25 protein-coding genes, 1 tRNA gene and 1 pseudogene are annotated in these 26,161 nt (G+C 35.3%); 14 read left to right on the top strand and 13 right to left on the bottom strand.

Features of this window, described 5'->3' with window-relative positions; genetic code table 11:
- Positions 1-61: 61 nt before the first annotated feature.
- From HMPREF9699_RS07430 to HMPREF9699_RS07420, 3 genes are read left to right on the top strand one after another with little or no spacing between them, the layout of a single operon-like run.
- Positions 62-1,042, top strand: a complete 981-nt coding sequence (locus HMPREF9699_RS07430) for a Gfo/Idh/MocA family protein (protein ID WP_002663754.1) — start codon at positions 62-64, stop codon at positions 1,040-1,042.
- Between the two features lie 7 nt (positions 1,043-1,049).
- Positions 1,050-1,451, top strand: coding sequence for a hypothetical protein (locus tag HMPREF9699_RS07425; protein ID WP_002663753.1), 402 nt, complete (start codon positions 1,050-1,052; stop codon positions 1,449-1,451).
- 11 nt (positions 1,452-1,462) lie between these two features.
- Positions 1,463-2,353 carry a 3-hydroxyacyl-CoA dehydrogenase family protein gene (locus HMPREF9699_RS07420; protein WP_002663752.1) on the top strand — a complete coding sequence of 297 codons (891 nt, stop codon included), beginning with the start codon at positions 1,463-1,465 and terminating at the stop codon, positions 2,351-2,353.
- 166 nt (positions 2,354-2,519) lie between these two features.
- Here HMPREF9699_RS07420 and HMPREF9699_RS07415 read toward each other — a convergent pair whose 3' ends face one another.
- Entirely contained in the window at positions 2,520-3,617 is a 1,098-nt protein-coding gene (locus HMPREF9699_RS07415; RefSeq protein ID WP_002663751.1) for a TerC/Alx family metal homeostasis membrane protein, read from the bottom strand.
- Between the two features lie 360 nt (positions 3,618-3,977).
- Here HMPREF9699_RS07415 and HMPREF9699_RS07410 point away from each other — a divergent pair, with 360 nt between their 5' ends.
- From HMPREF9699_RS07410 to HMPREF9699_RS07400, 3 genes are read left to right on the top strand one after another with little or no spacing between them, the layout of a single operon-like run.
- Positions 3,978-5,096: a M14 family zinc carboxypeptidase gene (locus HMPREF9699_RS07410; RefSeq protein WP_002663750.1), complete on the top strand. Its 1,119-nt coding sequence runs from the start codon at positions 3,978-3,980 to the stop codon at positions 5,094-5,096.
- Position 5,097: 1 nt separating this feature from the next.
- A complete protein-coding gene (locus tag HMPREF9699_RS07405; protein ID WP_002663747.1) occupies positions 5,098-5,640 on the top strand; it encodes a C40 family peptidase in 543 nt (180 codons plus the stop codon).
- 11 nt (positions 5,641-5,651) lie between these two features.
- Entirely contained in the window at positions 5,652-6,065 is a 414-nt protein-coding gene (locus HMPREF9699_RS07400; RefSeq protein ID WP_002663744.1) for an META domain-containing protein, read from the top strand.
- 168 nt (positions 6,066-6,233) lie between these two features.
- Here HMPREF9699_RS07400 and HMPREF9699_RS07395 read toward each other — a convergent pair whose 3' ends face one another.
- On the bottom strand, positions 6,234-6,641 hold the full coding sequence (locus tag HMPREF9699_RS07395; RefSeq protein WP_002663742.1) for an acyl-CoA thioesterase: 408 nt from the start codon (positions 6,639-6,641) through the stop codon (positions 6,234-6,236).
- Positions 6,642-6,778: 137 nt separating this feature from the next.
- Between HMPREF9699_RS07395 and dnaA the strand changes: the two genes are divergently transcribed.
- Positions 6,779-8,245, top strand: coding sequence for a chromosomal replication initiator protein DnaA (dnaA, locus tag HMPREF9699_RS07390; protein WP_034985787.1), 1,467 nt, complete (start codon positions 6,779-6,781; stop codon positions 8,243-8,245).
- Positions 8,246-8,291: 46 nt separating this feature from the next.
- Here the strand turns inward: dnaA and HMPREF9699_RS07385 are convergent, their stop codons facing one another.
- Positions 8,292-8,945, bottom strand: coding sequence for a YceI family protein (locus HMPREF9699_RS07385; RefSeq protein ID WP_002663739.1), 654 nt, complete (start codon positions 8,943-8,945; stop codon positions 8,292-8,294).
- A 43-nt stretch (positions 8,946-8,988) separates the two neighbouring features.
- Between HMPREF9699_RS07385 and HMPREF9699_RS07380 the strand changes: the two genes are divergently transcribed.
- On the top strand, positions 8,989-9,933 hold the full coding sequence (locus HMPREF9699_RS07380; RefSeq protein ID WP_002663737.1) for an ABC transporter ATP-binding protein: 945 nt from the start codon (positions 8,989-8,991) through the stop codon (positions 9,931-9,933).
- Positions 9,934-10,010: 77 nt separating this feature from the next.
- Here the strand turns inward: HMPREF9699_RS07380 and recO are convergent, their stop codons facing one another.
- From recO to arfB, 5 genes are all read right to left on the bottom strand, one after another.
- On the bottom strand, positions 10,011-10,694 hold the full coding sequence (recO, locus tag HMPREF9699_RS07375) for a DNA repair protein RecO (protein WP_002663736.1): 684 nt from the start codon (positions 10,692-10,694) through the stop codon (positions 10,011-10,013).
- Positions 10,694-12,973, bottom strand: a complete 2,280-nt coding sequence (gene porZ, locus HMPREF9699_RS07370; protein WP_245946024.1) for a type IX secretion system anionic LPS delivery protein PorZ — start codon at positions 12,971-12,973, stop codon at positions 10,694-10,696. Before porZ ends, recO begins: the two co-directional genes overlap by 1 nt.
- Before the next feature lie 3 nt (positions 12,974-12,976).
- On the bottom strand, positions 12,977-13,930 hold the full coding sequence (locus HMPREF9699_RS07365) for a bifunctional metallophosphatase/5'-nucleotidase (RefSeq protein ID WP_002663734.1): 954 nt from the start codon (positions 13,928-13,930) through the stop codon (positions 12,977-12,979).
- Between the two features lie 6 nt (positions 13,931-13,936).
- On the bottom strand, positions 13,937-14,692 hold the full coding sequence (locus tag HMPREF9699_RS07360) for a 5'-nucleotidase C-terminal domain-containing protein (RefSeq protein WP_002663733.1): 756 nt from the start codon (positions 14,690-14,692) through the stop codon (positions 13,937-13,939).
- A gap of 149 nt (positions 14,693-14,841) precedes the next feature.
- On the bottom strand, positions 14,842-15,234 hold the full coding sequence (gene arfB, locus HMPREF9699_RS07355; protein ID WP_002663732.1) for an alternative ribosome rescue aminoacyl-tRNA hydrolase ArfB: 393 nt from the start codon (positions 15,232-15,234) through the stop codon (positions 14,842-14,844).
- Positions 15,235-15,317: 83 nt separating this feature from the next.
- On the opposite strand from arfB, the gene HMPREF9699_RS07350 reads away from it, so the two are divergent.
- The 3 genes from HMPREF9699_RS07350 (at position 15,318) to tpx (ending at position 17,819) form a co-directional block, all read left to right on the top strand.
- A complete protein-coding gene (locus HMPREF9699_RS07350; protein ID WP_002663731.1) occupies positions 15,318-16,742 on the top strand; it encodes a CCA tRNA nucleotidyltransferase in 1,425 nt (474 codons plus the stop codon).
- Position 16,743: 1 nt separating this feature from the next.
- Positions 16,744-17,205 (top strand): PH domain-containing protein, encoded by a 462-nt coding sequence (locus tag HMPREF9699_RS07345; protein WP_002663730.1) that lies wholly within the window; start codon positions 16,744-16,746, stop codon positions 17,203-17,205.
- A 116-nt stretch (positions 17,206-17,321) separates the two neighbouring features.
- Positions 17,322-17,819, top strand: coding sequence for a thiol peroxidase (gene tpx / locus HMPREF9699_RS07340; protein ID WP_002663728.1), 498 nt, complete (start codon positions 17,322-17,324; stop codon positions 17,817-17,819).
- A 62-nt stretch (positions 17,820-17,881) separates the two neighbouring features.
- Here the strand turns inward: tpx and HMPREF9699_RS07335 are convergent, their stop codons facing one another.
- Both HMPREF9699_RS07335 and metG read right to left on the bottom strand, forming a co-directional pair.
- Entirely contained in the window at positions 17,882-20,011 is a 2,130-nt protein-coding gene (locus HMPREF9699_RS07335; RefSeq protein ID WP_002663725.1) for a suppressor of fused domain protein, read from the bottom strand.
- An 80-nt stretch (positions 20,012-20,091) separates the two neighbouring features.
- A complete protein-coding gene (gene metG, locus HMPREF9699_RS07330; protein WP_002663724.1) occupies positions 20,092-22,134 on the bottom strand; it encodes a methionine--tRNA ligase in 2,043 nt (680 codons plus the stop codon).
- A 174-nt stretch (positions 22,135-22,308) separates the two neighbouring features.
- Here metG and HMPREF9699_RS07325 point away from each other — a divergent pair, with 174 nt between their 5' ends.
- Entirely contained in the window at positions 22,309-23,538 is a 1,230-nt protein-coding gene (locus HMPREF9699_RS07325; protein WP_002663722.1) for an ABC transporter permease, read from the top strand.
- Between the two features lie 43 nt (positions 23,539-23,581).
- On the opposite strand, the gene HMPREF9699_RS07320 is transcribed toward HMPREF9699_RS07325, so the two are convergent.
- A complete protein-coding gene (locus tag HMPREF9699_RS07320) occupies positions 23,582-24,613 on the bottom strand; it encodes an AMP-binding protein (protein ID WP_002663719.1) in 1,032 nt (343 codons plus the stop codon).
- A 104-nt stretch (positions 24,614-24,717) separates the two neighbouring features.
- Between HMPREF9699_RS07320 and HMPREF9699_RS07315 the strand changes: the two genes are divergently transcribed.
- Positions 24,718-24,789: transfer RNA gene (locus tag HMPREF9699_RS07315), tRNA-Gln, on the top strand.
- A 166-nt stretch (positions 24,790-24,955) separates the two neighbouring features.
- Here HMPREF9699_RS07315 and HMPREF9699_RS07310 read toward each other — a convergent pair.
- The gene (locus HMPREF9699_RS07310) at positions 24,956-25,285 is read right to left on the bottom strand and encodes a hypothetical protein (protein ID WP_002663714.1); all 330 of its coding nucleotides are present in this window, start codon (positions 25,283-25,285) and stop codon (positions 24,956-24,958) included.
- A gap of 150 nt (positions 25,286-25,435) precedes the next feature.
- Entirely contained in the window at positions 25,436-25,600 is a 165-nt protein-coding gene (locus HMPREF9699_RS11085; RefSeq protein WP_002663713.1) for a helix-turn-helix transcriptional regulator, read from the bottom strand.
- 254 nt (positions 25,601-25,854) lie between these two features.
- Here HMPREF9699_RS11085 and HMPREF9699_RS11465 point away from each other — a divergent pair.
- Positions 25,855-26,024 (top strand): annotated as a pseudogene (locus HMPREF9699_RS11465) (IS1595 family transposase); the annotation flags it as partial.
- Between the last annotated feature and the right edge of the window lie 137 nt (positions 26,025-26,161).

Below are 26,161 nucleotides of genomic sequence, written 5' to 3'. Positions count from 1 at the left end.
TTGAAATTAAAATTAAAATTTCAAAGAAAAATATACTTATATTTGGCAAAACAAATTTCCAATGTTAAAAGCAGGCTTAGTAGGTGCGGGGCATCTGGGGAAAATACACTTAAAACTGCTCCAGCAAAGTGAAAAATATGAACTGGTAGGCTTCTATGATGTGGACAAAGAGAATGGACGCAAGATAGCACAAGAGTTGGGCTATAAATATTTTGATAATTTTGAAGCATTGCTCTCTCAAATAGATGTGTTAGACATTGTAACGCCTACCATCTACCATTATGATTATGCGAAAAAGACCATTGCAGCTGGGAAGCATTTTTTCATTGAAAAACCTGTTACCCAAACTTTAGAACAAGCCGAAGAATTGAAAAAACTTTGCGATGAAAAAGGAATTTTAGCCCAAGTAGGGCATGTGGAAAGGTACAATCCTGCATTCATTGCCACAAAGCCGTATATTGCTCATCCTATGTTCATTGAAATCCATCGTTTGGCAGAATTTAACCCCAGAGGAACCGATGTTTCAGTGGTACTAGACCTGATGATACATGATTTAGACATTCTTCTCTCTTCTGTGAAGTCTAAGGTGAAAAACCTCCATGCTTCGGGCGTCTGTGTGGTTTCTTCCACGCCCGACATTGCCAATGCACGGATAGAATTTGAAAATGGATGTGTAGCCAATCTTACCACTTCCCGTATCTCCATGAAAGCGATGAGAAAATCCAGATTTTTCCAAAAAGACGCTTATATTTCGGTAGATTTCCTTGAAAAAAAAGCAGAAGTCATCAGAATGAAAGAAGCCCCCGAAAACCCTTCCCCTTTTGATATGATTATCCAAAATGCGGATGGAGAAAAATCTCAAATCGTATTTGAATATCCAAACATTGAAACAAATAATGCAATTTTGGACGAACTCAATGCCTTTGCAGATGCCATTAATGAAGGTAAAGAAGTAGAAGTAAGTTTAGAAGATGGTACAGAAGCTCTAAAACTGGCATTGGAAATCATGAAGCTCATCGAAGAAAAACCACTTAAAAAATAAAAAAATCATGAAATTACTAAAACTAATCATAGCATTATGCATTATAGCATCTTGCAATACACAAAAAAAACAGAAAGTAGAATTAGAGTACATTGCCATCAATTATTCGAGTGTTTGCTGTGGCCCCCAAAGTGATGTACCTGTAAGAAACTTCCTTTCTTCCTATGCGAAGAAAAATGGACGGAAAGATTTCGTTGTTATAGTAACATCTGGATTAGGGAGAGAGGGCGAATTTGCCCTTCATATCGAAATTGAAAAAAATATGAAGAATAAAAAAGTTTTCCTAGAACAACTAGGAAAAGTGGTTCAAAATCAAAATAATAATAGAACGGAAAATGACGGATATGTGTACCTAGAAGAATCCGTTTCTCCTCCCCATAATAACAAAATATCACCTATACAAAAATAATAAAACATACAATGAAAAACATCACAGTTATCGGTGCTGGAACCATGGGAAATGGCATAGCACATACTTTTGCACAGTCCGGATTTAAAGTAAATTTGGCAGATATTTCTCAGGCAGCATTAGAAAAAGGACTGAAAACCATCACTACCAACTTGGACAGAATCATTGCCAAAGGGAATCTTACCGAAGCTCAAAAGCAAGAAACGCTGGCCAATATCACTACTTTTACCTCCGTTGCTGAAGCGGTAAAAAATGCAGATCTCATCGTAGAAGCGGCTACGGAAAACCTAGGCCTTAAACTCAAAATATTCCAAGAGATGGACGAGAATGCACCTGAACACTGCATACTTTCTACCAATACTTCTTCCATTTCTATTACCAAAATCGCTTCCGCTACCCAAAGACCTCAAAAAGTTATTGGTATGCACTTTATGAACCCTGTGCCTATTATGAAATTGGTAGAAATCATCAAAGGGTACTCTACTTCCTCCGAGACTTTTGATGCGGTTTTCCAAATGTCTAAAACCTTAGGAAAAGTACCCGTAGAGGTAAATGACTATCCAGGTTTTGTGGCGAATAGAATTCTAATGCCTATGATTAATGAAGCGATAGAAACGCTATACAACGGCGTAGCAGGAGTACAAGAAATAGACACCGTGATGAAACTGGGCATGGCACATCCTATGGGGCCACTTCAGCTGGCAGATTTCATTGGTTTAGATGTGTGTTTGGCAATTCTCAATGTAATGTATGACGGATTTAAAAATCCTAAATACGCTCCTAATCCATTGTTAGTGAATATGGTTACCGCTGGAAAGTTAGGTGTAAAATCAGGAGAAGGTTTCTACGATTACTCCGAAAGCAAAAAAGCAGAAAAAGTAGCAAAAATGTTTTTAAAATAACCAATAATAAACACATATAGAAAATCCCCTCTCAAGAACTTGAAAGGGGATTTTAATTTACTACCTAAAACAAAATTTTATACCAAATTTTATAATTTAAAACAAAAAACTAATTACGATATGTTATAAAATAAATCGAGATAATTTAGATTGCAGCATATTTATATTATGATTCTCTATGCAAATCATCAGATTTCCCTTCTTCGTATTTAATGCTACGATTGGTTCTCTTGTCCTGAATCAACAATGATAATAAAATACTGCCACCTAAAATAAGAACAATAATGAGTAATGAGTGAGTGGTTTTAAAGCCCCAATCTTCTAAATAGTGGTGAAGAAGCATTTTTAAACCAATGAAGACTAATAGTATAGAAAGTCCTACTTTTAAATACTTAAATTTATCCACTACACCCGCTAGAAGGAAGAACATGGAACGAAGCCCAATGATGGCAAAAATATTAGAAAAGAAAACAATATAAGGGTCTTTGGTTACAGAAAATATTGCTGGAATACTATCCACAGCAAATATTAAATCAGTACCTTCTATCACTAAAAGAACCAAGAAAAGAGGTGTCATTTTTTTTACCCCATTTATGGTTACCCAAAATTTATTACCTACAAACTGATTGTGAACTTTGAAATATTTATTGGCAAATCGAACAATAGGGTGGTGCTCAGTATCGATGGATTCTTCGTCATTTTTATTAAGAAACATTTTGGCACCCGTGAAAACCAAAAATGCTCCAAATAGATACATAATCCAGCTGAACTTTTCTATGAGTGCCGCACCTAAGAAAATAAAAATAAAACGCATCACCACAGCTCCCAAAATTCCCCAAAACAGAACCTTATGATAATCTTTCGGAAGAACATTAAATCCTCTGAAAACTAATAATATCACAAATATATTATCTACAGAGAGTGCATATTCTACTATATACCCCGTAATGTATTCTAACCCTAAATTAGAATTATACAAATCAATAGAATGCTCTAAATCATTGGGAATAATCTGGACGGGATGTTTATGCTTCACTATGATTTCTTGCAGCTTTTCTATAGAATCTATACCATGAATTAAATGTCCGAAATTAATTAATATAGCATAAAAAGCCAAGGAAAGTGCAACTACAAAAGCACTCATGGCTCCTGCTTGTTTCATGGAAACTTGTCCGCTAGATTTACTTCCAAGACTTAAATCAATGGCTAAAATGATACAGATGAAAAGGATAAATCCACCTAAAAATAGTACCTCGTTTGACATATTTTATTTTTTCACAAAGATAGTCAAAAAAAGAGGAGTAAAAGAGAAAATAAGATAATTTACAAATGTAAAATATAAATACATGTTTCATCTATTCACATTATGAATCTTTAATTAAGTTTTCATTGATTTTTGATTTACCCTATATTTCCACTTAAAGCTATATTTAATTTTTACTTTATATAAAAAGTATAAAACACTGATTTTAATAATTATATATATTGATATTATTTATTTTTCAATCCACATTTTTTTCCACTGACACTTTGACTATATGTGTAGTTTAGATATTTTACAAATGTAAAACACTATGATTCATTTTTTTCTTGTAAATTTGTAAAGATTGAAAAAAAGAAAAGCATGGATTTTTTACAAATGTATCAGAGGAATCCTCAGTTTACAAATCGATATCTATCACCAGACTTGCTTTTTGAATACTTAGAAAATATTTCCAGTGTAGAAAAAAGGGTCATAGGACATTCTGCAGAAAATTTACCTATTTATTCAGTTACTTGGGGAAAAGGAAATATTAATATATTGGCATGGTCTCAAATGCATGGAAACGAAAGCAATTCCTCATTGGCATTTTTAGATTTTCTATGTACAGCTGAGAAACATGCTGATGATTTTGAGTTTTTATATCATTCTTTAAGTTTAGATTTTATTCTCATGCTGAACCCTGATGGTGCTAAAAGATGGATAAGACAAAATGCAGAAAATATTGATCTTAACAGAGATTTCTGGGCGATGCAAAGTACAGAACTGCCTTATCTCAAATCTATTTTTGATGCCAAAAAGTACGATTATGCACTGAATCTTCACGAACAGCGAACTATTTTTTCTACAGATGGAGAAAAATATCCAGCTACGATGTCTTTCTTATCCGCTTCTGAAGAAGAATCTAGAGCCGTTACTGAAACTCGAAAAAAATCCATGGCAGTTATTGCTAAAATAGTGGCTCAGCTCAAAGAAGATTTACCCAATGAAATAGGAAGATATACAGATGAATTTTATCCCAATGCCGTGGGAGATAATTTTATGAAGCTGGGTATTCCCACTATTTTATTTGAGGGAGGACATTACTATAATGACTATGAGAGAGTTCATCAGAGAAAATTTTATACTAAAGCATTGTATGAAGCATTTGTAGCCATGGTAGAACTGAATGGAAGTACTGAAAACTGGGAAAAATATTTTGATATCCCCGAAAATAAGTCTTCCCATTATGATATGATTTTTAGAAATGTAAATATCAGACCATCTGCTAATTACATAATAGACATCGGTATTCAATACGCTGAAGAATACGATGAAAAGCTGAATGATATAGTCTATGTACCTATTATTTCTTCCTTAGAAGAGAAAGAAAAGAGAAAAGGTTGGGTAGAAATCAATTGTATCAATAAAAAATTTATTAGCTTTGGAACGAGTTTGGAAATAGGGGAGGTAATGAACTTTGCCATTGAAGAAAATAATTGATATGAAAAAAGTTTTAGCAATAATCGTATTTACAGGCGTTTTGGTAAGTTGTGGAACTACTAAAAGTATATCAAAATCCAAAGCGAACACCAGCGTGAAAGTAAATACCATGGCGAGTGCAAGAAATTTAAAATCTTCATTCTCAGGAAAAAACTCTAAAATGGTGAAAAATCTCCTAAAAGATGCAGAAAAATTTTTAGGAACACCTTATAAGTTAGGGGGGAATAATAGCATAGGGATTGATTGCTCGGGGCTGATGTGTCAAGTTTTTAAGACACAAGACATCCTACTACCAAGAAACTCTAAAGCTCAATCTGAACAAGGTGCATCCATTGCTATTGAGAAATCTCAACCTGGGGATTTGCTATTTTTTGCTACTTCGGGAGGAAATAAAGTATCTCATGTAGGAATTGTACATACTATTTATCCAGATGGTGAGATTACCTTTTTACATGCTTCTACTTCTAAGGGAGTCATCATTTCATCACTTAATGAAAAGTATTGGAACAAAGCATTTCTATTTGCGAAAAGAATGATTAATTAAAAAATATAAAAATGAGAAAAATACTTTTGGGAACAGCATTTTCAGCTGCATTATTGGCAACTTCATGTTCTACAACGAAAACATCAGATACAAAGAAAGAAGAAAAACTTGCTATTGTGGTGGGAACAAAATGGCAACTTGCAGATGCTACAGGAACTGCTTTGCCTACAATTAAAATAGCAGATGAACAAAAAATGATTGGCAATGCCAGTTGTAATAATTTTTCTGCACAAATAAAAATGAATCCTGATGGGAGTTTCTTCGCTAAAAATGTTATTTCCACAAGGATGACTTGTAAACACATTGACACAGAAGTAAATTTCTTAAATATGCTTCGTAAAGCCAATCGTTATAAAGTAACCGCTAAGCGTTTGGAGCTTTATCAAAATGAAATTCTTTTATTGAAATTTAATAGAATGCCTTAAAAATAATAAGCTCGTCTTGATTTTTTTATTTGTAAATTTCTTCAATATCTATTTTCATAAGAATAAAAAGCCACACAATAAGAGTGGCTTTTTTTGTATAGTTTTATTTTACTTAACATAATATAAATTATAGGACTTTTCATAATAAAGAAAAAGGGGTTAGTTTTTCTACTTCCAATTATCCTTAATTAATGTAAGGAGAAAGTCAGGACATGAAATTATTTTTTTCCTTTCGGGATCAAAAAAATAAAGTGTGGTACTAGCGGTAGTGATAAGCTCATTTTTTTCATTAAAAAGTTCATAATCAAAAATAATTCTTACCCCTGGAATTTTTCTAATATAAGTTTTCACAGTAAGCAAATCATCATACCTTGCTGATTTAATATATTTTACATAAAATTCAGATACTGGAAGCCAAATTCCTCGTTTTTCTATCTCATTATAGGAGATACCTATCTTCCTAAAAAGCTCTACTCTACCTAATTCAAAATACTGTGCATAATTCCCATAATAGACAAACTTCATAGAATCTACTTCCGCATAACGAACTCTAAATGAATAACTTGTTACAATCATCCGTTTTTCTCTTTTAATTCATACAAATATATTTCTAAAAAATCAATAGGACAAACATTTTTTTTTCCACAATAAAAATTTGATATTTGCTGTCTGAAACGCACCATTTATTTTCTCCTGAAAATTTATACCAAAAAATGAACGAACAATTAGTGAATATCTGGGAAAAATGCCTCTCATTTATGAGAGAAAATCTCAATGCTCTTGAGGATAGTTCCGATTTTAAAAAATTGGAAAATTCCTTTGATTTACTATTTACAAAAGTTCATCCCGTTTCACTTATAGAGAACAGACTCACCCTCTATGTACCTAGCTATTTTTATAGAGAATATATAGAAGATAACTATATCCCTTTGCTTTCTGCTGCACTTAGAAAATACATTGGGAAGGGAGTAAAACTTTTTTATCAGTTAGGAGATAAAGGAACACCTGCTAAAAATGTGGCTCAGCCTCCTGTAGCCACCATGCAATCTAGTACCCAAAATAGAGTTCAGCAGAGTACACAAACGGTGCCTATTACACTAAAACAAGGTACCACCGTTAACCCTTTTGCACTACCAGGAATTCCTAAAATTAAAATAGAATCCAATCTAAAAGCAGATTTTTCATTTGAAAATTATGTAGAAGGGGAATGCAATAAATTCGCTACTAATGTAGCTAAATCCATTGCCAAAAGACCTGGTTCTACAGCCTTTAACCCTCTGTTTTTACATGGAGGCTATGGGGTAGGAAAAACCCATTTGGGACATGCTATAGGGCTAGAAGTAAAAAATCTATATCCAGAAAAAGTAGTACTCTACCTTTCATCAGAAAAATTTATCCAGCAGTTCATTGCTGCGGCTAAGAATAAAAACATTACCGATTTTACCAATTTCTTTCAATCGGTAGATGTACTCATCATAGATGATATCCAGTTCCTATCTGGAAAGACTTCTACACAGGATAGCTTCTTCCATATTTTTGACTATCTCCGTCATAATGGTAAGCAAATCATCCTTACTTCGGACCGAGCTCCCGTGGATATTACAGATATTCAGGAGAGAATCATCTCTCGATTTAAGTGGGGACTGACAGCAGAAATTAAATCTCCGGACTTCGATACCCGAAAAAAAATCATTGTAGATAAACTCAGTAGAGATGGTATCCTCCTTCCAGAAGACATGCTGGATTTCCTTGCCAATGAAGTAAAAAGCAGTGTAAGAGATTTAATCGGTGCCATTAATTCTGTCATCGCTTATTCTACTGTATATAAATCTGATTTGACATTGGATTTATTAAAAGAAACCATCTCTAAAATTTCTGATAATAAGAAGAAAGAGATTGATATTCCTTATATTCAGGAGATTGTATGTAGCTATTTTAATATTGATAGAGACTTACTACTTTCTAAAAGCAGAAAAAGAGAAGTGGCACTTCCAAGGCAGCTGGCCATGTATTTCGCTAAGGAACTCACAGATGCCACATTTAGCAAAATAGGTGAAGAGATGGGCGGAAAAGACCATACCACCGTAATGCACGCCTGCAAAACCATTAGAGATGTATCTAAAACCGATAAAGAACTGAAAAGGTTTATGAAAGACCTCACAGAAAAACTAAAAGGATAACAAAAAAGACTGGTAAGCTCCAGTCTTTTTTTGTTATTGATATCAATTATTTCTTTATACCACTCACCACTATTTGAATATTTATTTCATCTTGAATCACTCCATTCTCTATTGGCGACTGAAAGCGGATGCCAAAATCACTCCTACTGAAATCTGTAGGCTCAGAAAAAAGGGTGATTTTATCTTCTTTTACAGATACATTAGCATTGATTCTTAAAGGCCTAGTAACTCCTTTTATGGTGAGTTTTCCATCAAGAATGGTATTATAATCTCCCGTTCCATCACTCACTTGGGTAATTTCATAAGTAGCCGTAGGAAATTTCTCAGCATGAAAAAAATCTGGAGACAGCAGATGCTTTTCTAGTTTTTCTTTTTGTACAGCATCATCCTCTAAATCTTCATTAGATAAGGAAGCAATATGAGCTACAAAAATTCCACTTTGTAGCCTCCCCTCTTTTACGCTCATCTCACCACGCTCAAATAGAAGATTACCGAAATGACTGGTGTTCTCTGATTTGAAAATCTTATACCCTTTCCACTCTATACTACTACGGAGCGTATCCACCACATATACCGTTTCCCCTTGTGCGGTATTTACTTCGGGAACCACTGCATTATCTGCCTTTTCTTTCTTACAAGAGTGCATTAGACTGAATAGCATGAACGCCATGAATGAAAAAAAAATCTTTGATTTTATCATACTATATTTAATTAAGTTACTATTTTTGGAGTAAATTTATGAAATGTTACTCTCAATTCAAAATTTAAATTTTTCCTATCACAAAGATAACCCTCTTTTTGAGGATTTCACATTGGGAATAGAAGAAAAAAGATTCGTTGCACTGGTAGGGGAAAGTGGTTGTGGTAAAACTACCTTATTACAGCTCATTTACGGACTGAAAGACTGGGAGAAAGGCGAAATCTATTTCCGTTCTAAAAAACTTTTAGGTCCCAAAGGAAATTTGGTACCTGGCGAAAAGGAAATGCAATTCGTGGCACAAGATTATGCACTCACACCTTACGCTACCGTATATGACAATGTAGGAAAATACATTTCTAATATTGATCTTCATAAGAAAAAAATGAGCGTAGAAGCACTCTTAGAAGTGGTAGATTTATCCGAATACAAAAATGCTAAACCCATAGAACTCAGTGGAGGACAGCAGCAGAGAGTAGCCATTGCCAGAGCTTTATCCACCATGCCTGAGTTATTGCTTCTGGACGAACCTTTTAGTAATTTAGATGTAGGAAGGAAACTTTTTCTCCGTGAAAAACTCTTTTCTTTTTGCCAAGAGAATGGCATTGCCCTCATCATTTCTACCCATCATCTCCCTGAAATCATGCCTTGGATGGATGATATTTTCGTGCTGAAAAATGGAAAATTAGTCCAAACAGGAACTCCTAAAGCAATCTATTCTGCCCCTAAAAACAGTTATGTAGCACAGCTTTTTGGCGAAGTAAACCTCCTTACACCGCGTCAAAAAATACTTCTAGGCACCGAAAAAAACTACCTCTTCCCCAATGAAATTAAAATAGCAGAAAAAGGCATCTCCGTCAGCGTGGTAGAATCCAGATTTGGCGGTAACTTTTACTGGAACAAAGTGGTATTAGAAAATGAAACACTGATTTTCTACACCGAAACAGAACTAAAAGACCCCGTTATCAGTATCCGTATTTCCAATGGCTAAAGAAAAAAGCTCAATCTTACAAAATACTATTGTAAATAAACCATTTCTGTAGCTGGATAAAGGAATATGATTTTACATTATACCATTTCGTATAAAATTTCTAGTGATTTTGGAATGCTAAAATTGGGAAAATGGTATTGATAGTAGTAAAGAAGGGCTTCTAAAAACGCTCTGCGGTCTTCTGAGGGAATCATTACCGTGTAGGCATCTTCTGCCGTGAGTATTGCCCTCCAGTATCCTGAAATTTTGGCTGAAAAACTCGCTCCTTCTGCTATAGGACTAAAATATCCCATCTCTGGATGTAAAAATTCGCCCTCTGTAAGGGCAGGAGCCAGTCCATGATTTTCTAAAAACTCTACTAAAAATATCAAATGACTTTGGTAATTGCCTTCGTGGAGGTGATGATAAAAACGGACAATTCTGCTGTACAAATCAGGGTTTTCGGTTTCATGAGGCAATACTTGACAAAGAAAATCGGCAATGAAAAACAGCACGGAAGCCATCCGAAATTCTGGCAATGCCACTTCGGGATAAGTAAATTCTATGTTTCTGATGATACCTAAATGATTCTTTACCGAATGATTAACGGTAATTTTAAGCGGATTTAAAGGACTGAGGTAGGCTTTTTTCTTGTTTTTAGGGGCATAAATTCCTTTGATATAAAAACTCTGAAAGCCTTTCTCTAAGGTATAGCATCTGAGGATGGCATCGTGGTCTTTGTATTTAATATAGGACAATACAAAGCTGTGAAACACCTCCATCAGTGGATTACCGCTATTTTCGCAGTGGCCTTATCTGTTCCATCTTCATTAGTCATCAGCACGAAATATACGCCCGATGCTACCCTTCTGCCCCGCATATTATTCAGATCCCATTCGTAATACCCTCCTCTTGCTACCGCTGAATGCACCACATTCCCTGCGGCATCCGTAATATGGAGATTCGTTTTTTGGGCAAGTCCACGGATGGTTACCTTCCCACTAAAATTAGCAGTTACCACGGGGTTAGGATATACCAATACTTTTCCGAAACCGCTATTTACTTCGCCCACATCTCCTTGGTAAGCCACTATCCCATTAAAAGTAACGAAATAGACCGTCCCTGTTTGCGTATCTATCTTAATATCGGTAACCGAATTGGTAGGTAATGGTGAATTTTCTTTGGTAAAATGTTTGATTACTCTTTCTCCATCAGCACTGAGGTAATATACCCCTCCGCCTTCTATACTGATCCATTTATGATTCCCTTCATCTACTGCTATTTGGTTAATTTCACTGTCTCTGAAGAGTTCTTCAGCAATATTATTTTGGGTAATTACGATGTTTTCTACCGTAGGGGAAGTATGTTTTACCGCTTCAGCAGCATCTCTGAGTACTCTAAGTCCAGAGTTGGTACCTATCCATGCATCCTCATTTTTATCTATGGCAATGGCAAGGACGCCGTTAGAGTTAGTAGGTAATCCATTTTGCTCTGCAATGATGTTTTTTTGGTCATCAGAGAAATTGGTAGGCGTATTCCTGTGGTCATAGACCATGAGATGATTGGTTCTAGGCAGTGGTACCCACAGTTTTTCATCATATGCCAAAGGCTTTTGGGCAGCTTGAGAAATAAGGAAAGATTGTGGTAAGAAACTATCACTCGCTTTATCATAAGCCAATAATCCTGCATGAGCCGTATTGCCATCACGAGACATAAAAGCTACGGTACAGAACAGCTGATTCCGAGTATCAAAAGTGCATCCTACAGGACGATTAACGAACACACCTGCATAGGTGGTTTCATAATATTTTTCCAGTGTAAAGTCTTTATTACCATCTTGGTACTTCATTTTATAAATGCCCTGTCCTGTAGCTTCAGAATAATTGGTAAAAAATACCTCATTAAGATTGGCAGGGTTCGGGACGGCATCTAAAACATTCATACGCGGAGTATCTTCTTGAGAGAAATAAGAAGCATAGCTCCACTGATTTCCATTGAAAAAATAAAAACCTAAATTTCGGGCATCGGGCTGAGCACCATTGTATCTGTCTTTTCTAGAGCCAGAAGAGACCCATATTTTATCTCCTATCAGTTCCATTTTATAGGAACGATTACTGAATGGGCCATCGGGTTTAATTTTTCGTTTATCCGCATCTATAATTCCACTTACCACAGTACCTGCATACATCTTTCCCCCTACAGAAATAGCCGTATTCAGTTTTTCCTCCAGCTCATAAGTTCCTGCTGCTAGTCCATTGCTGGTATAGGCATGTACCTTATCTTCTTCGGTGATGAGGAAACCATCTGAGGTAAAGGCTACATCTCTAACGGACTGATATGCCAAAGGAAAGAGGAAAAAACCTGCATTAATAGAACCGAAAAATACTTGATTTTGATTTCCTGCGATGAATACACCATTTTTCGCATCTATTTGGTTAAAGTTTCCTGTCAGTGTAGTACCCCATTGGTCAAAAACAGGGAATGTTACATTGATTTCATGATTTCTTAGCCCAAAATCTGTTGCTGTAAAAACGATGTTATTCTGAATAACAGATTCATGTGCTGCTGTAAAATTTCCACCATTATTAAAGAATGCCGACTGGGCAAATTCTTTTTTCTTTAAATCAAAAATAGATACGCCATAGTTTACAGAAATTACCGCTCTATCTCCATCAATATAGATATGATTAATTTTTTTATCTCCATTAAACCCTTGAGCAATAGGAATATCTACCACAAAAGTAATTTCATCTTTCTTAATAACATCTAATGAGCCATCACGATAGCCAATCAACCCTACATTGGTTACAGGGTTATAATCAAAGGCGGTAATATCTACATTATGAAGTCCATTGGCTTTAGATATTTTATTAATTTCTCCTGAGCTTCGGTGGTAAAAAAATATTCCATTCTCAGTAGCCGCCACTAAGGTTCCATTGTCCTCCACTATTTTCAGTACATTATTGTATGAAAAGAGGTCTTTCCATTTTTTAGAACTGATATTTTGTGCCGATGACCATATAGGAATCAAGCCAATGGCCATAATGATTTTTTTTAACATAAGCTATACAATGATATTATTATCAATTACTTGAGTATTCCAAGCAAAAGATGAAACTTGATGATTTTTATCTAAATAGAAATCTATTCTTCCTAAGTACAGTCCTGCCCAGCCCACTTGATTTACCAGCACGGTTTTCCCTGCTTTATTGGTAAGCATCACGGGTTCTTTTAGGAAAGTATGCGTATGCCCACCAATGATGAGGTCTATCCCCTGTGTAGCACTGGCAAGTACTTTATCTGATATTTTTTTAGGATTGTTTCTGTAGTCAAAACCAAGATGAGAAAGACAAATCACAAGGTCACATTTTTTTTCTTTCCGAAGGAAATCTGCATAATGCTGGGCCATTTCTATCGGGTCTAAATACTGTGTTTCTTGGTATTGTTTTTTTCCTACTAAGCCCTCCAGCTGAATACCTACGCCTAAAATGCCTACTCTTATTCCATTCTTATTAAATATTTTATACGGATGGGTAAGCCCTTCTACAATGGTATTTTTAAAATCATAATTAGAGCATATAAAAGGAAACTGGGCATGAGGAAGCACTTTTTTAAAGCCTTCTAATCCATTATCGAAATCATGATTTCCCATAGTAGCTGCATCATATCCCATCATGGACATCAGCTTAAACTCTACCTCACCGCCATAAAAATTAAAGTAAGGGGTTCCCTGAAAAATATCTCCTGCATCTAGGAGTAAAACTGCCTTTTCTTGCTCCCGAATCCGCTGTACTAAGCTTGCCCTCCTTGCAAATCCTCCTTGATTGGGATTTTTTGCATTGGTTGCCTCAAAAGGTTCTATACGGCTATGCTGATCATTGGTATGCAGAATGGTGATTTTTTTTGCTTTTAGTTTGGTATCCAAAAGAAAATGGTCATTCCCCAGAACCATGCTGGGCATTAATCCTAATCCTAATGTCCCTGCGGAAATGGTTTTCAAAAACTCTTTTCTATTCATATTCTATTATTTAGTATTATTTTGGAAAAGTAATCTTTGTTCCACTTCGCCAAATTTCAGTGGATGATTTGCTTTAAATTTTTCTAAAAAAACATCTCTCAGCTTTATTCCAGTAGCAATATGTTCACCTTTAGAAAAAAATGACATATTATCTCCTCCCAAAGCTAAATAATCTGAAGTAACAATATAGTAATCCTGCTCTGGGTGTACAGGCTGTCCATTTACCCATGCTTTAGTGAGTTTTCCATCTTTTACTTCAATATTCAGTCTAGATACAGGATTATTTTTTTGTGTCTTTTCATAATACTGGAATAGCCCCTCCAAATCTTTTCCTTTGAATTTTACAAGAATCACTTCATTTTCAAAAGGCATGACCTCAAAGATATTTCGTACCAAAATATCTCCCTTATCTATAGAGTTTCGGATACCTCCAATATTGAGCAGTGCAGCATCAGCAGGTTTTTGATGATTTTTCATCAGCCATTCATTTCCTGCTTCGTACATATAGTCTGCCAATAGATTTCCTAGATGGCTATTGGTTCCCATTTTTGTCAGTTCTATAGGAGAATAAGAGAGTTTTACGGTCATATGCTTCTCTAAGTCGGTCTTATATGGTAAGATGAATGCCTCTACTTTTTTGTCCGAGGGAATAGTATCTGTAATATTGGTGTTTTTATTTTTCTCAACATGAGCAACTTGCAAAACCGATTTACACGATACCAGCGACAATGCAATGCTTATACTCAGTAGAATTTTTCTCATAAGGAATATTTAAGGATAAAATTACAAAAAATAACAATTCAAGTTATATTTTCTCTTAGCATGTACAAAAAAAATCATGGAACTGTTTTCTTCTAAAATCATGTTTTTCTAGTTTAAAGTAGGGCAAAAATAAAGATTTTTAATAAAAATTAATATCTAAACTTTCGGTTTTCTTTCTTTTCAGAAAGTCTTTTTTTAGCATTTAATCTTTTCTCTATCTGTATTTTAGAAGGTTTTGTTTTTACTCTTTTTTTAGGAACCAATAATGCCTTTTCCACTAACTCCATGAGCCTTTGGGTGGCTATTTTCTTATTTTGGAGTTGTGTTCTGGCTTCGGAAGCTGTAAGCTGTATTTTCTCTTCTGCATTTCGTCTATTTTTCAGTTTCATCAGTATTCTTTGTTTTTCTTCCTCTGAGAAAAAAGTACTTTTTTGTATCTCCCAAATTACTGTTACTGCCGTTTCTACCTTATTTACATTTTGTCCACCTGCTCCACTGCTACGGGATGTTTTGTATATCAGTTCTGATGTAAAATCTCTCATTTGCTATTTTTATGGTTTACCAAAATTCATAATAGATTATTAGATGGTATTTTCATGGCATTTCTTATCTTTGCTAAGATATTATGAAGAAAATAGACCTTATACAAAATCCATATTTTAAGCTATTCAAAACAATTTCAAGCATTGCTCATACAGAGCATCAGTCGGTCTATATTGTGGGGGGCTTTGTGAGAGACCTCATCATGAAAAGAGGTTTACCTACGGATATTGACTTCGTTACGGAAGGTTCGGGTATTGAGTTAGCACAAAAAATTTCACAGAAAATAGATCCCAAAATAAAAGTTTCGGTTTTTAAGAATTTCGGTACGGCAATGTTCCGATATAAAAATGCGGAACTAGAATTTGTAGGAGCTAGAAAGGAGAGCTATTCAGAAAACTCAAGAAAACCTGCTGTGGAAACGGGAAGCATAGAAGATGACCAAAAGCGGAGAGATTTCACCATTAATGCCATGGCAATTTCCCTTAATCCATCTAATTTCGGAGAACTCATAGACCCTTTTAATGGACTCAAAGCCATTGAAGATAAGCTACTTATTACACCATTAGAACCAAGACAGACTTACTCTGATGACCCGCTTAGAATGATGCGTGCCATCCGATTTGCTACCATTTTAGGTTTTGACATTGAAGAGAAATCCTTTCAGGCCATTATTACAGAAGCAGAAAGAATACAAATAGTTTCTATGGAGAGAATCATGGTAGAGTTTAACAAAATCATGATGGCAAAAAAACCTTCCATAGGACTTCACCTCCTCCATAAAGCAGGATTATTAGAGTATATTCTCCCCGAACTTTTAGCACTCAAAGGCGTGGAAGAAATTGATGGACAGAGGCATAAAGATAATTTTTATCATACTCTAGAAGTGGTAGATAATATTGCCTTGCATACCGATAACCTTTGGTTACGATGGGCTGCACTGCTCCATGACATAGGCAAGGCACCTACAAAAAAATTTGTAGAGGGAACGGGCTGGACTTTTCATGGGCATGAGTTTTTAGGCTCCAAGATGGTAAAAAAAATATTTCATCGGCTGAAATTACCATTGGGTGCAGATATGGCATTTGTTCAAAAAATGGTCAAACTTTCTTCTAGACCCATTGCCCTTATTACAGATGATGCTTCAGATTCGGCATTGAGGAGAATGCTCTTTGATGCGGGAGATGACATTGAAAAGCTTTTCGTCCTTTGTAAAGCAGATATCACCACGAAAAATAGTGCTAAACAGAAGAAATTTCAGAAAAATTTTGAATATGTAGAACAAAAACTAAAAGATTTGGAAGAGAGAGACAAAATTCGTAATTTCCAGCCGCCTATTTCTGGTGATGAAATCATGCAGCTTTTTGATATTCGCCCAGGTAGGGAAATCGGTATGCTCAAAGAAGCCGTTAAGGAAGCCATCTTAGAAGGTATTATCCCAAATGAACCTACCGAAGCACGGAAATTTGTCATTACAGAAGCCGAGAAATTAGGGCTTAAAACCGTATAATATGAAAAAAATATATCCGTCTTCTGCTCCTGATTTTGTGGCAATAATAGGATTTTTACTTATCCTCATTATCAGTGTATGGATCATAACATTTTGGCTTCCCAATATTTATATTATCATTGGGACGATCGCTTTGAATATCATCATCATTGCCAATTATTTTCTTATGAAGCCTATCGTTATCATAGAAGAGGACAAGGTAATCATTAAAAATGCACTAAAATCTTATGTATTTTCGATAACAGAAATGGAAAAAATACAAAAGCATCATTCTGCAGTGGCTATTCGTTCATTTGGTATAGGAGGTGTTTTGGGGTATTTCGGTTTATACAATGGGGATGAACTTTGGCTTGTTACTCATAAGAAAAAATGTCTCCGTTTTCAGCAAGACAAACAAATTGTAGTAGTATCCCCCGATGCACCAGAAGAAGTGCTGAAAGAAATAAAGGAGATGAAAGAATGAGGAAATTAGATAATCACGAAATGTGATGATAATTTTGTACAAAATAACAGTAGTCATTACATTTTCATAAACAAAAAAACATTATTTTTTTATTAATCTACAAATACAATTAAAAAATGGCAAACATTACATTAAAAGGAAATGCAATTTCCACGAAAGGAGAACTTCCTACGATAGGTTCCGAACTTAAAAATTTCACTTTGGTAAATGATAAATTAGAAGACAAAAACCTTAATGACTACAAAGGTAAGAAACTAATTTTCAATATTTTCCCAAGTATTGACACAGGCGTATGTGCAGCATCGGCAAGAAAGTTTAATCAAGAAGCCAGCAGCGTAGAAAATACCATTATCCTCAATGTTTCTAAAGATTTACCTTTCGCATTAGGAAGATTTTGTGCAGCGGAAGGACTAGACCAAGTAGAAACGCTATCGGATTTTAGAGGTAGTTTCGGAGATGATTTTGGCGTAACTATAGAAAACGGACCACTGGCGGGGCTGATGTCCAGAGCCATCATCGTTACTAATGAGGAGGGAAAAGTAATTTACACAGAGCAAGTGCCAGAAATTACCCAAGAACCTGATTATGAAAAAGCACTAAATGCGGTAAAATAAAGATTGGACGCTCAAGAAATGTAAAAAAAGGTTACCTCACAGGGTAACCTCTTTTTGTTTTTCTATGTTCCTACTTTGAGAGAAATGACAGGCGTACCATCTTCTTCATACCCTTCTATGGCAAAGCCTTCAAAGAAAATATTTTCATACAATTCTTTATTAGACAAAGAATTATGAATCCACAATAACATGGTAATCGCATTAAAAGTAGGCTCTAATGACTCACAAAGTGCTAATATTTCTGCTTTGTATAGCCCATCTTCATTCGGAGAATTTTTAAAAATAGAAGTATCTACCAGTTTTTCATATTCCCATAGTTGTTCCTCACTCTCTATCCAAGCCTCATATAAAAGCTTTACCTTAGGAGAGCGAAACAAAGTAGCAAATGGATTGTACTCCTCTAAATCATTGCCCATCTTCTCATTGTACCCTACTACAGCATCCCAAAAATTCATGAGGGATTCATAAATATTCTCATTGAAAGCCCATTGAATTTCATCTAAAAGATGAATATTTTCATCAGGAACATATCCTTCGCATACATTAGGTCTTAGTACTTCTACTACAGGGGGATAAGGTACATCATGCTCAATAAATTTATCAAATAAAGCATCTGCAGAATGCTCCAATTTATAATCTAATTCTTCCTGAAAAACGGGAGTTAGATAATAAAAATGAATCTTCTTGTCTTCTGAAAGCTGAGCAATGACTGGTTGAGTTTCATCTCCTTTCACGAATTTTAAACAATGTGCCAATACAAAGCCCACGAAATCTGTACCAGGAATTTTCCCTCCGATAGGAATAGAGTGTCCCCCAGAAAGATAAGTATGGTAAGTAATGGGCAATGCTGCTATATTTTTCAGCCACTGTACTGCCCATACATCTTTTTCATCATGACTATTGGGATTCCAAGAGGCAGGTAAGTTGATTACCAGTTCTATATTTTCTGCGTAAGGAATATCACCAGGCATCTCCATTTTATAAGCCCCTAAACCAGAAGTAATGAGGGTATAATAATCCTTATCCTCATTGGGTGGCACCACGAAGACATCGCACTTTAGTACCGCATCATCATTATCCTCCATGATTTCTGAAATAGCTCCAAATTCTCTTTCTACACTATATACCAGCTCGGTCATTTCATCATCAGTATAATAAGCAGGAGCGTTCTCTGTAGCATTAAAACGGAGCATATTCAAATCTTCATCATAAGTAATGAGCCCCATATACAATCCTCTTTCAATATCTCCCAACCAATGAGCAAGCTCAAAATAGAGTACCTCTACAGCGTATTGTTCAGCATAATCAGAGTAAGAGATACAAATCACCTGCCCATAATTTTCCTCATTTACAGGTTCTAAATCTATACAAATCAAATAGTCTTGTCCTTGTAAAAAGGGTATCCAGTTTTTAGAATAAAGCGTGTTTTTCACCTCATTTACATCCGCATAAGCCTCATTGAGTGAAATGGTTTGCCAGTTTTTTCCGAAAGTTTCCTCTAAATTTTTTATCCATTTTTCCTGTACCTCCTCTATTTCCGAAAAGGCTACCCATCTTTGAAATTGAGGATTAAACATTGCACTTCCTTTTTTTTGTCCTGAGAAAGTTTTATGCAATTGGACGAAGTCTTCAGGGAGTTTCTTACCCATTTTTTGCTCAAAAGATGCTATTTCCGTATCTGAGACCGCAGGTAAAAGCGTCTCTACCAACCGAGGAGCATGTGTTTTAAGATGATTAAGAAATCGTTCTAAAGGATATTCTATATTTCCCTTTCCACCGCTATATACTTCTACCCCCGTGAGTCCTTTTTCCTTTGCTATTTCTATACATTTGAGATAAATTTCAGTATCATTACCATTTCCTCCCAAATCTTTATCTTTTTGAAAAAAGTATTGTGCTTGGTCTAAATTATTGAGATAAAAATGAGAATAGGCCATTCTATAGTTCCAATAAGCAGTATCTCCTTGCTCTTTTTCTAAATACAGCAAAACAGCAATGGCTTTTTCAAGGTATTTTTTATTTTCCTCAGTAGGATTTTTCCAATACAAATTATTGTACGCTCTTGCCAGTTCCCCCATCACTTCTACAGTCTGTTCATCGGGAGAGAGATTTTCTATAAAATCAATAATTGGCTGAATTTTATCTTGGTCATCCCAAGCCTCTATTTTTTTTAGAATTTGCTGTTCGTTCATTTTTATCTACTTACTAAGCATTTGAAAATATATTGATTTCAAAATAATGAAACTTGTTTACGCTGGACATTCCAAACCCTTTACCCTATTTCCACACCATTTTCCACTTTATCTTCTGGTGTTACAAAGGAAAGCTTTCCATCAGGTTTCGTGGTAAGCAGAAGCATACCTTGGCTTTCGATGCCGCGGATTTTTCTCGGTGCGAGGTTCAGGAGAATCATCACTTGTTTACCAATAATTTCTTCGGGGGTAAAACTCTCTGCAATGCCCGATACCACAGTACGAACATCTACACCTGTATCTACTTTGAGTTTCAAAAGTTTATCTGCTTTTTCTACTTTTTCAGCTTCTAAAATAGTAGCCGTTCTAAGGTCTATTTTTGTAAAATCGTCAAACTGAATTTCTTCTTTCATAGGGTTTGCGTTAGGGTTGGTTTTTTTATTATTAATTTTTGTATTTTCTAATTTTTGTATTTGAGCCTCAATGGTTTCATCCTCTATTTTAGAGAATAAAAGCGGCATACTATCTATCTTATGTCCCACAGGAATCAAGAAATGGTCAAACACTTCATTCCATTTTTTATCCTCAAGGTGGAGCCCTTTTTTCATTTTTTCAGCGGTAAAAGGGAGGAAAGGCTCGGAAAAATAGGCCAATGCTGCTGCTACTTGTAAAGCACAGAACATTTGGGTTTTCACTCGCTCAGGATTATCTTTTATCACTTTCCAAGGTTCTTCATCTGCCAGATATTTATTTCCTAATCTGGCTAAATTCATGAGTTCTGCAAGGGCATCACGGAATCTAAATTCCTCCAAATTTTTACCTATTTTCTCTGGAAATTGTTTTAGTTCACTGTACAGGTCCTTATCTACTTGTTCAAAATCATGGTATTGCGGTACAATACCTTCATAATATTTATTAGTAAGCACCGCTACTCTATTGATAAAGTTTCCGAAAATCCCTACCAATTCAGAATTGTTTTTGGTCTGAAAATCTTTCCAAGTAAAGTTATTATCCTTAGTTTCAGGAGCAGATGACAGCAGGGCGTATCTCAATACATCTTGCTGATTAGGAAAATCTTCCACATATTCATGTGCCCAGACTGCCCAATTTCTAGAAGTAGAAATCTTATCATTTTCAAGGTTCAAAAACTCAAAGGCAGGTACATTTTTCGGCATAATATAATCACCGTGTGCTTTCATCATGGCAGGGAAAATAATGCAGTGAAATACAATATTATCCTTTCCGATGAAATGAATTAAATCCGAATTTTCATTTTGCCAATAATCTTTCCAATCTTTACCATTTTTCTCTGCCCATTCTTTGGTAAAGGAAATATAGCCAATAGGAGCATCAAACCATACATAAAGTACTTTTCCATCAGCATCTGGAAGCGGCACAGGTACGCCCCAATTCAGGTCTCTGGTCATTGCCCTTGGTTTCAGTCCATCATTAAGCCAAGATTTCACCTGTCCATATACATTGGGTTTCCAGTCTTCTTTATGCCCTTCAATAATCCATTCGTTAAGGAAATTTTCATATTCATTCAGCGGGAGATACCAGTTTTTCGTTAGTTTTAAAGTCGGTACATTTCCGCTCAACATAGATTTTGGATGAATGAGTTCCGTGGGCGAAAGTGTAGCACCGCATTTCTCACATTGGTCACCATAAGCGTTTTCATTACTACATTTAGGGCAAGTTCCCACGATGTATCTATCCGCTAAAAACTCTCCTGCTTGTTCATCATAAAACTGCTCTGAAACCTCCTCGGTAAATTTCCCATTTTCATACATTTTTAGGAAAAACTCCGATGCCGTTTCGTAATGTTTTTTAGAGGTGGTTCTTGAATATTCGTCAAAAGAAATTCCTAAATCTTCAAAAGATTTTTTGATGATTTCGTGGTATTTATCCACTACATCTTGCGGCGTAATGCCTTCTTTTTTCGCACGGATAGTAATGGGGATGCCGTGCTCATCGGAACCACATATAAACGCCACATCTCTACCCATTTTCCGTTGAAATCTTGCATAAACATCAGCGGGTATATACACTCCTGCCAAATGCCCAATATGCACTGGTCCATTGGCATAAGGTAAAGCGGCGGTAATCATCTTTCTTTCTGACATATTTCTTATTTTTTGCAAAGATAATTAATTAGAGACAAGAGACAACGATATTTTTCTCAAAACCAATGTAACAATTTCCTTTGAATAACGACTAATAGAGAAGATGAAAAATCGATTAAAATATTGGGAATAAATACCATCTTATCCTTAAATTTTAAACTAAATAATATTATCATGTGGGATATAGACCGCTGGCAGGAGATATTCAGTTCCATTCGTAATAATATGTTACGAACTATTTTATCGGGCTTCACGGTAGCCCTAGGGCTGTTTATATTCATTGTTCTTTTTGGGATAGGAACAGGACTTCAAAATGCCTTTAATACCAATTTTGCTGGCGATGCTAAAAACAGAATCTCCATTTTCGGGGGAGTTACTTCTATTCCCTTTGCAGGACTACAATCTAATAGAACCATCAGCCTACACAATGATGATTTTACAGAAATCAGTACCCGTGAACCTCAGAATATGGAATACGCAGCACCCATGTACAGCACCTCTTTAATGGTAAAATATGCTAATGAGGGAGGGGTTTATCAAATATCGGGCACTAATTCAGACGATGAGAAAATAGAAAATAGGCATGTGATGGAAGGCCGTTATCTTAACGCGGGCGACCTTGCTCAGTCTAAATATGTAGCGGTAATTGGCAGACTGGTACAAAAAGATTTGATTAAATACGGTAACCCCATTGGAAAAGATATAGATATCAATGGTGCCATGTTTAAAATAGTAGGTGTATTTTCTGATGAAGGAGGAGATTGGGAAGAAAGAACCATTTCTATTCCAGTAAGTACTCTACAAAAGATGAAAAAAAACTCGGATACGCTGAGCCAAATTTCGCTTACCTATAACCCTAAACTATCTCCAGAAGACGCTATAGCATATAGCAAAAGAATAGAAAAACAACTGAAAGCTAAATATAAAGTATCTCCCGATGATGATAATGCAATATGGGTAAACAATAATGCAGAAAACCTAAAAGATACTTTTATTTTCATGTTTGTACTAACACTCATAGTAGGGTTTATAGGTTTAGGAACCCTCTTAGCAGGAATTATTGGTATCAGTAATATAATGGTGTATATAGTAAAAGAAAGAACAAAAGAGATAGGAGTAAGAAAAGCCATCGGTGCCCAACCGAAAAGTATTGTGGCACTTATTTTACAAGAAAGCGTATTTATTACAGTAATTTCAGGATTAATAGGTGTAGGACTGGCAGTACTCACCCTAAATTTAATAGGTAATAGTTTAGAAAAGTACTTTATTAAAGACCCTAATGTAGGCATCGGATTAATTGCTGTAGCTTTTGTCTGCTTAGTATTTTCAGGTTTATTGGCAGGATTTATTCCCGCCTACAAAGCCAGTAAAATAAAACCGATAGAGGCATTGAGAGCAGAATAAAATAATAACAAAGCCATACATGGGAATTAGAGGGCAAAATGCCCTATGGCTCTAATAGCCCTCCAAGTACCCTTCTATTTACCTTACCATTGGGGGTTCTAGGAATCTCATCTATAAAAACGATGTTTTTAGGCTTATGAAAAGACTTCTGGAAGGGAAAATTAAAAACCATTTTTTCTATTTCTTGGTGTCTTTTCTCATTCTTTTCTTCTATTACCAAAACTAACTTTTGGCCTAACACTTCATCATCTACTCCTATAAAACACATTTCGTTAGCCAATATTTTTTTTAGTTCTTTTTCTAAACTTTCAGGAGAAATTTTAGCACCTCCTGAATTAATGATATAGTCTGCCCTTCCTACAAACTTGAAACTCCCCTGCTCATTTATTTCTACAATGTCATTGGTAATTAATTTTTGAGGATTAAGTTGTGGTGCTTCAATGATGAGACACCCTCTTTCATCCTGTGTAATGTTTACCCCATGCAAAGGCTCAAAATACACTTCATTTTTAGGGAAAATTTCCCTCAGAGCAATATGAGAAAGGGTCTCACTCATCCCATAAGTTTCATACACTTTACAATGCAGATGGGTACTCAGATGCTGTTTTATTTTCTCTCTGAGTGATTCAGAAACTTGTGCTCCACCAATGATGAGTTTTTTTACTAGATGAATTTTATCCAAGGAGTTTTCTACTTGTAAAGGGGTCATGGCACAAAAGTCTATCCTTTGTTTTAGATTTTTTAATGGTGTGAGCGTAGGTTCAGTTACCATGAGATTGAGTTCTCTTATAATACTTCTTACCATCATCATTTTTCCTGAAATATATTCCAAGGGAAGACAAAGAAGTGCAGTATTTCCTTTTTCTAGGTGTAAAAAATCACATGTCATCTGTGCCGAATTTCTCATTTTTTCCTTTTCTATCTGAAAAATTTTGGGTGTCCCTGTAGAGCCAGATGTCTGTACAGTCATGGTAATTCCATCCGATTTCCATTCTTCTAGAAAAAAGTTGATTTTTTTTTCAAGTTCTACATTTAATGTTATATAACTGATATTGAGTGTATTTAAATGATTCATTCCTTAATTATTAAAAAATATTTTGGACAAATTTAAAATTTTCTTCCGAAAAAATTTGCAGGTTTTAAAAATAGCCGTATATTTGCACCACGAAAAACAAACAAAGACTCATAGTGTAACGGTTAGCACAAGTGATTTTGGTTCATTTAGTCGGGGTTCGAATCCCTGTGAGTCTACAACTTAACAAGCGTAAGACATTGATTTTAAATGTTTTACGCTTTTTCTTTTAACGATTTTGCCGACATTTTGCCGATTTTTTCCAACGAAACGAAAAACCCCAGCGTATTTTTTTACTGAGGTCTCAAAAAAATAACCCCGCTTTTTTAAGCGAGGTTATAAAAATTATTTTTCTTGGATTGAATTTTGAATATCGGTTAATAATTCTAATTCGGAATGAGGTATCAGCGTTTGTGCAAATCGTAAAACATTGGCTACACTTAGCGGACTTGCTCCCAAAATTTCGCTTTTCTCAAAATTACTTAGGCTGTTATTTTCCTCTATATGGTTTAAGGCACAAGAACAAACCCCGATAATATCGCTTAGGATATACCCTAAATCTTTGACTTCATCAAATGCTGTATCTGTTAGTCCTTTTTCCTGGTTAGATGTAAACCACGCTTTTAAATCAATTGCTTTGCCGTCTATCATTACGGCGGTTTCTTTCTTTGTCATTATATTTTAGGTAATATTAAAGCCCTTTCGGTTTAGGTGTCCTACGCACATAAAAGCGTTGCGGGGCTTTCGCCTACCACCACCATACCAAAGGGGCAAATTTCTTTAATTTCGTTGATGTTTTTATGTTTTAGGAGCTATAAAGATACATTATTTTTTCAATGTTTGGCGTTTTTCTTTCCAATTTTCCGCACTCATAAAATTTTGTATCGTTCGGTAGGAGCAATCTAATAGCTTGGCTATTTCCTTGCTGTTTAGCCCCATACAGAAGTATTTAAAGGCTTTTCGTTTGGCTTCGGTTGTTATTGGTCTCATAACGCATTATTTCTTTTTTAGTCTCTAAAATGGAAGATAAATAATATATAATACCCTTTTTTTGTCGTTTCTTTTAACGCACCTCATCAGAGTAGCATTAACGCATTATTTCTTATCAAAATATACATATACCCCCCTCCCCTTAAAATGCTTCCGAGAATGCTTATTATTGTGCGGATAGACGCAAAATATAGCTTTTTAGACTGCTTTTTTATTCAAAATCGTAGCTTTTCAGCTGAGATATGAGGTGTGTTTACATTAATGGAATAGAAAGTTTTTGGAGTTTTACGAAGCGAAGATTAGCAAAATTTAATGAAGTGAAATCTACTTTTACAGTCCACTTAAAGAGTGTGAGTGGAGATGGAGAAAAGAGCTAAAAGAAATGGAGAAAGAATTATGGGAACTACTAAAAAAACATGGATAACTTTTTTTACGACTTTTGTCTAAAAAGTTACCCGCATTTTTTTTATTGAGTCTATCTTGACTTTTTGAAAACAAACAAGGAATTATGATTTTTGTGGTGTGAAACATAAAAACCAAAGACCTTGTTTGTAGTACTGG

Origin of the sequence: Bergeyella zoohelcum ATCC 43767 (assembly GCF_000301075.1) — a bacterium.
GTDB lineage: Bacteria > Bacteroidota > Bacteroidia > Flavobacteriales > Weeksellaceae > Bergeyella > Bergeyella zoohelcum.
Note: the sequence above shows the minus strand (reverse complement) of the source record. Positions and strands in the feature narration are given on the sequence as shown.

Bases quoted from the DNA above. Each gene is read 5' to 3' on its own strand.
- HMPREF9699_RS07430 (WP_002663754.1), top strand. From the start codon at position 62: ATGTTAAAAGCAGGCTTAGTAGGTGCGGGGCATCTGGGGAAAATACAC.
- HMPREF9699_RS07425 (WP_002663753.1), top strand. From the start codon at position 1,050: ATGAAATTACTAAAACTAATCATAGCATTATGCATTATAGCATCTTGC.
- HMPREF9699_RS07420 (WP_002663752.1), top strand. From the start codon at position 1,463: ATGAAAAACATCACAGTTATCGGTGCTGGAACCATGGGAAATGGCATA.
- HMPREF9699_RS07415 (WP_002663751.1), bottom strand. From the start codon at position 3,617: ATGTCAAACGAGGTACTATTTTTAGGTGGATTTATCCTTTTCATCTGT.
- HMPREF9699_RS07410 (WP_002663750.1), top strand. From the start codon at position 3,978: ATGGATTTTTTACAAATGTATCAGAGGAATCCTCAGTTTACAAATCGA.
- HMPREF9699_RS07405 (WP_002663747.1), top strand. From the start codon at position 5,098: ATGAAAAAAGTTTTAGCAATAATCGTATTTACAGGCGTTTTGGTAAGT.
- HMPREF9699_RS07400 (WP_002663744.1), top strand. From the start codon at position 5,652: ATGAGAAAAATACTTTTGGGAACAGCATTTTCAGCTGCATTATTGGCA.
- HMPREF9699_RS07395 (WP_002663742.1), bottom strand. From the start codon at position 6,641: ATGATTGTAACAAGTTATTCATTTAGAGTTCGTTATGCGGAAGTAGAT.
- dnaA (WP_034985787.1), top strand. From the start codon at position 6,779: ATGAACGAACAATTAGTGAATATCTGGGAAAAATGCCTCTCATTTATG.
- HMPREF9699_RS07385 (WP_002663739.1), bottom strand. From the start codon at position 8,945: ATGATAAAATCAAAGATTTTTTTTTCATTCATGGCGTTCATGCTATTC.
- HMPREF9699_RS07380 (WP_002663737.1), top strand. From the start codon at position 8,989: ATGTTACTCTCAATTCAAAATTTAAATTTTTCCTATCACAAAGATAAC.
- recO (WP_002663736.1), bottom strand. From the start codon at position 10,694: ATGGAGGTGTTTCACAGCTTTGTATTGTCCTATATTAAATACAAAGAC.
- porZ (WP_245946024.1), bottom strand. From the start codon at position 12,973: ATGTTAAAAAAAATCATTATGGCCATTGGCTTGATTCCTATATGGTCA.
- HMPREF9699_RS07365 (WP_002663734.1), bottom strand. From the start codon at position 13,930: ATGAATAGAAAAGAGTTTTTGAAAACCATTTCCGCAGGGACATTAGGA.
- HMPREF9699_RS07360 (WP_002663733.1), bottom strand. From the start codon at position 14,692: ATGAGAAAAATTCTACTGAGTATAAGCATTGCATTGTCGCTGGTATCG.
- arfB (WP_002663732.1), bottom strand. From the start codon at position 15,234: ATGAGAGATTTTACATCAGAACTGATATACAAAACATCCCGTAGCAGT.
- HMPREF9699_RS07350 (WP_002663731.1), top strand. From the start codon at position 15,318: ATGAAGAAAATAGACCTTATACAAAATCCATATTTTAAGCTATTCAAA.
- HMPREF9699_RS07345 (WP_002663730.1), top strand. From the start codon at position 16,744: ATGAAAAAAATATATCCGTCTTCTGCTCCTGATTTTGTGGCAATAATA.
- tpx (WP_002663728.1), top strand. From the start codon at position 17,322: ATGGCAAACATTACATTAAAAGGAAATGCAATTTCCACGAAAGGAGAA.
- HMPREF9699_RS07335 (WP_002663725.1), bottom strand. From the start codon at position 20,011: ATGAACGAACAGCAAATTCTAAAAAAAATAGAGGCTTGGGATGACCAA.
- metG (WP_002663724.1), bottom strand. From the start codon at position 22,134: ATGTCAGAAAGAAAGATGATTACCGCCGCTTTACCTTATGCCAATGGA.
- HMPREF9699_RS07325 (WP_002663722.1), top strand. From the start codon at position 22,309: ATGTGGGATATAGACCGCTGGCAGGAGATATTCAGTTCCATTCGTAAT.
- HMPREF9699_RS07320 (WP_002663719.1), bottom strand. From the start codon at position 24,613: ATGAATCATTTAAATACACTCAATATCAGTTATATAACATTAAATGTA.
- HMPREF9699_RS07310 (WP_002663714.1), bottom strand. From the start codon at position 25,285: ATGACAAAGAAAGAAACCGCCGTAATGATAGACGGCAAAGCAATTGAT.
- HMPREF9699_RS11085 (WP_002663713.1), bottom strand. From the start codon at position 25,600: ATGAGACCAATAACAACCGAAGCCAAACGAAAAGCCTTTAAATACTTC.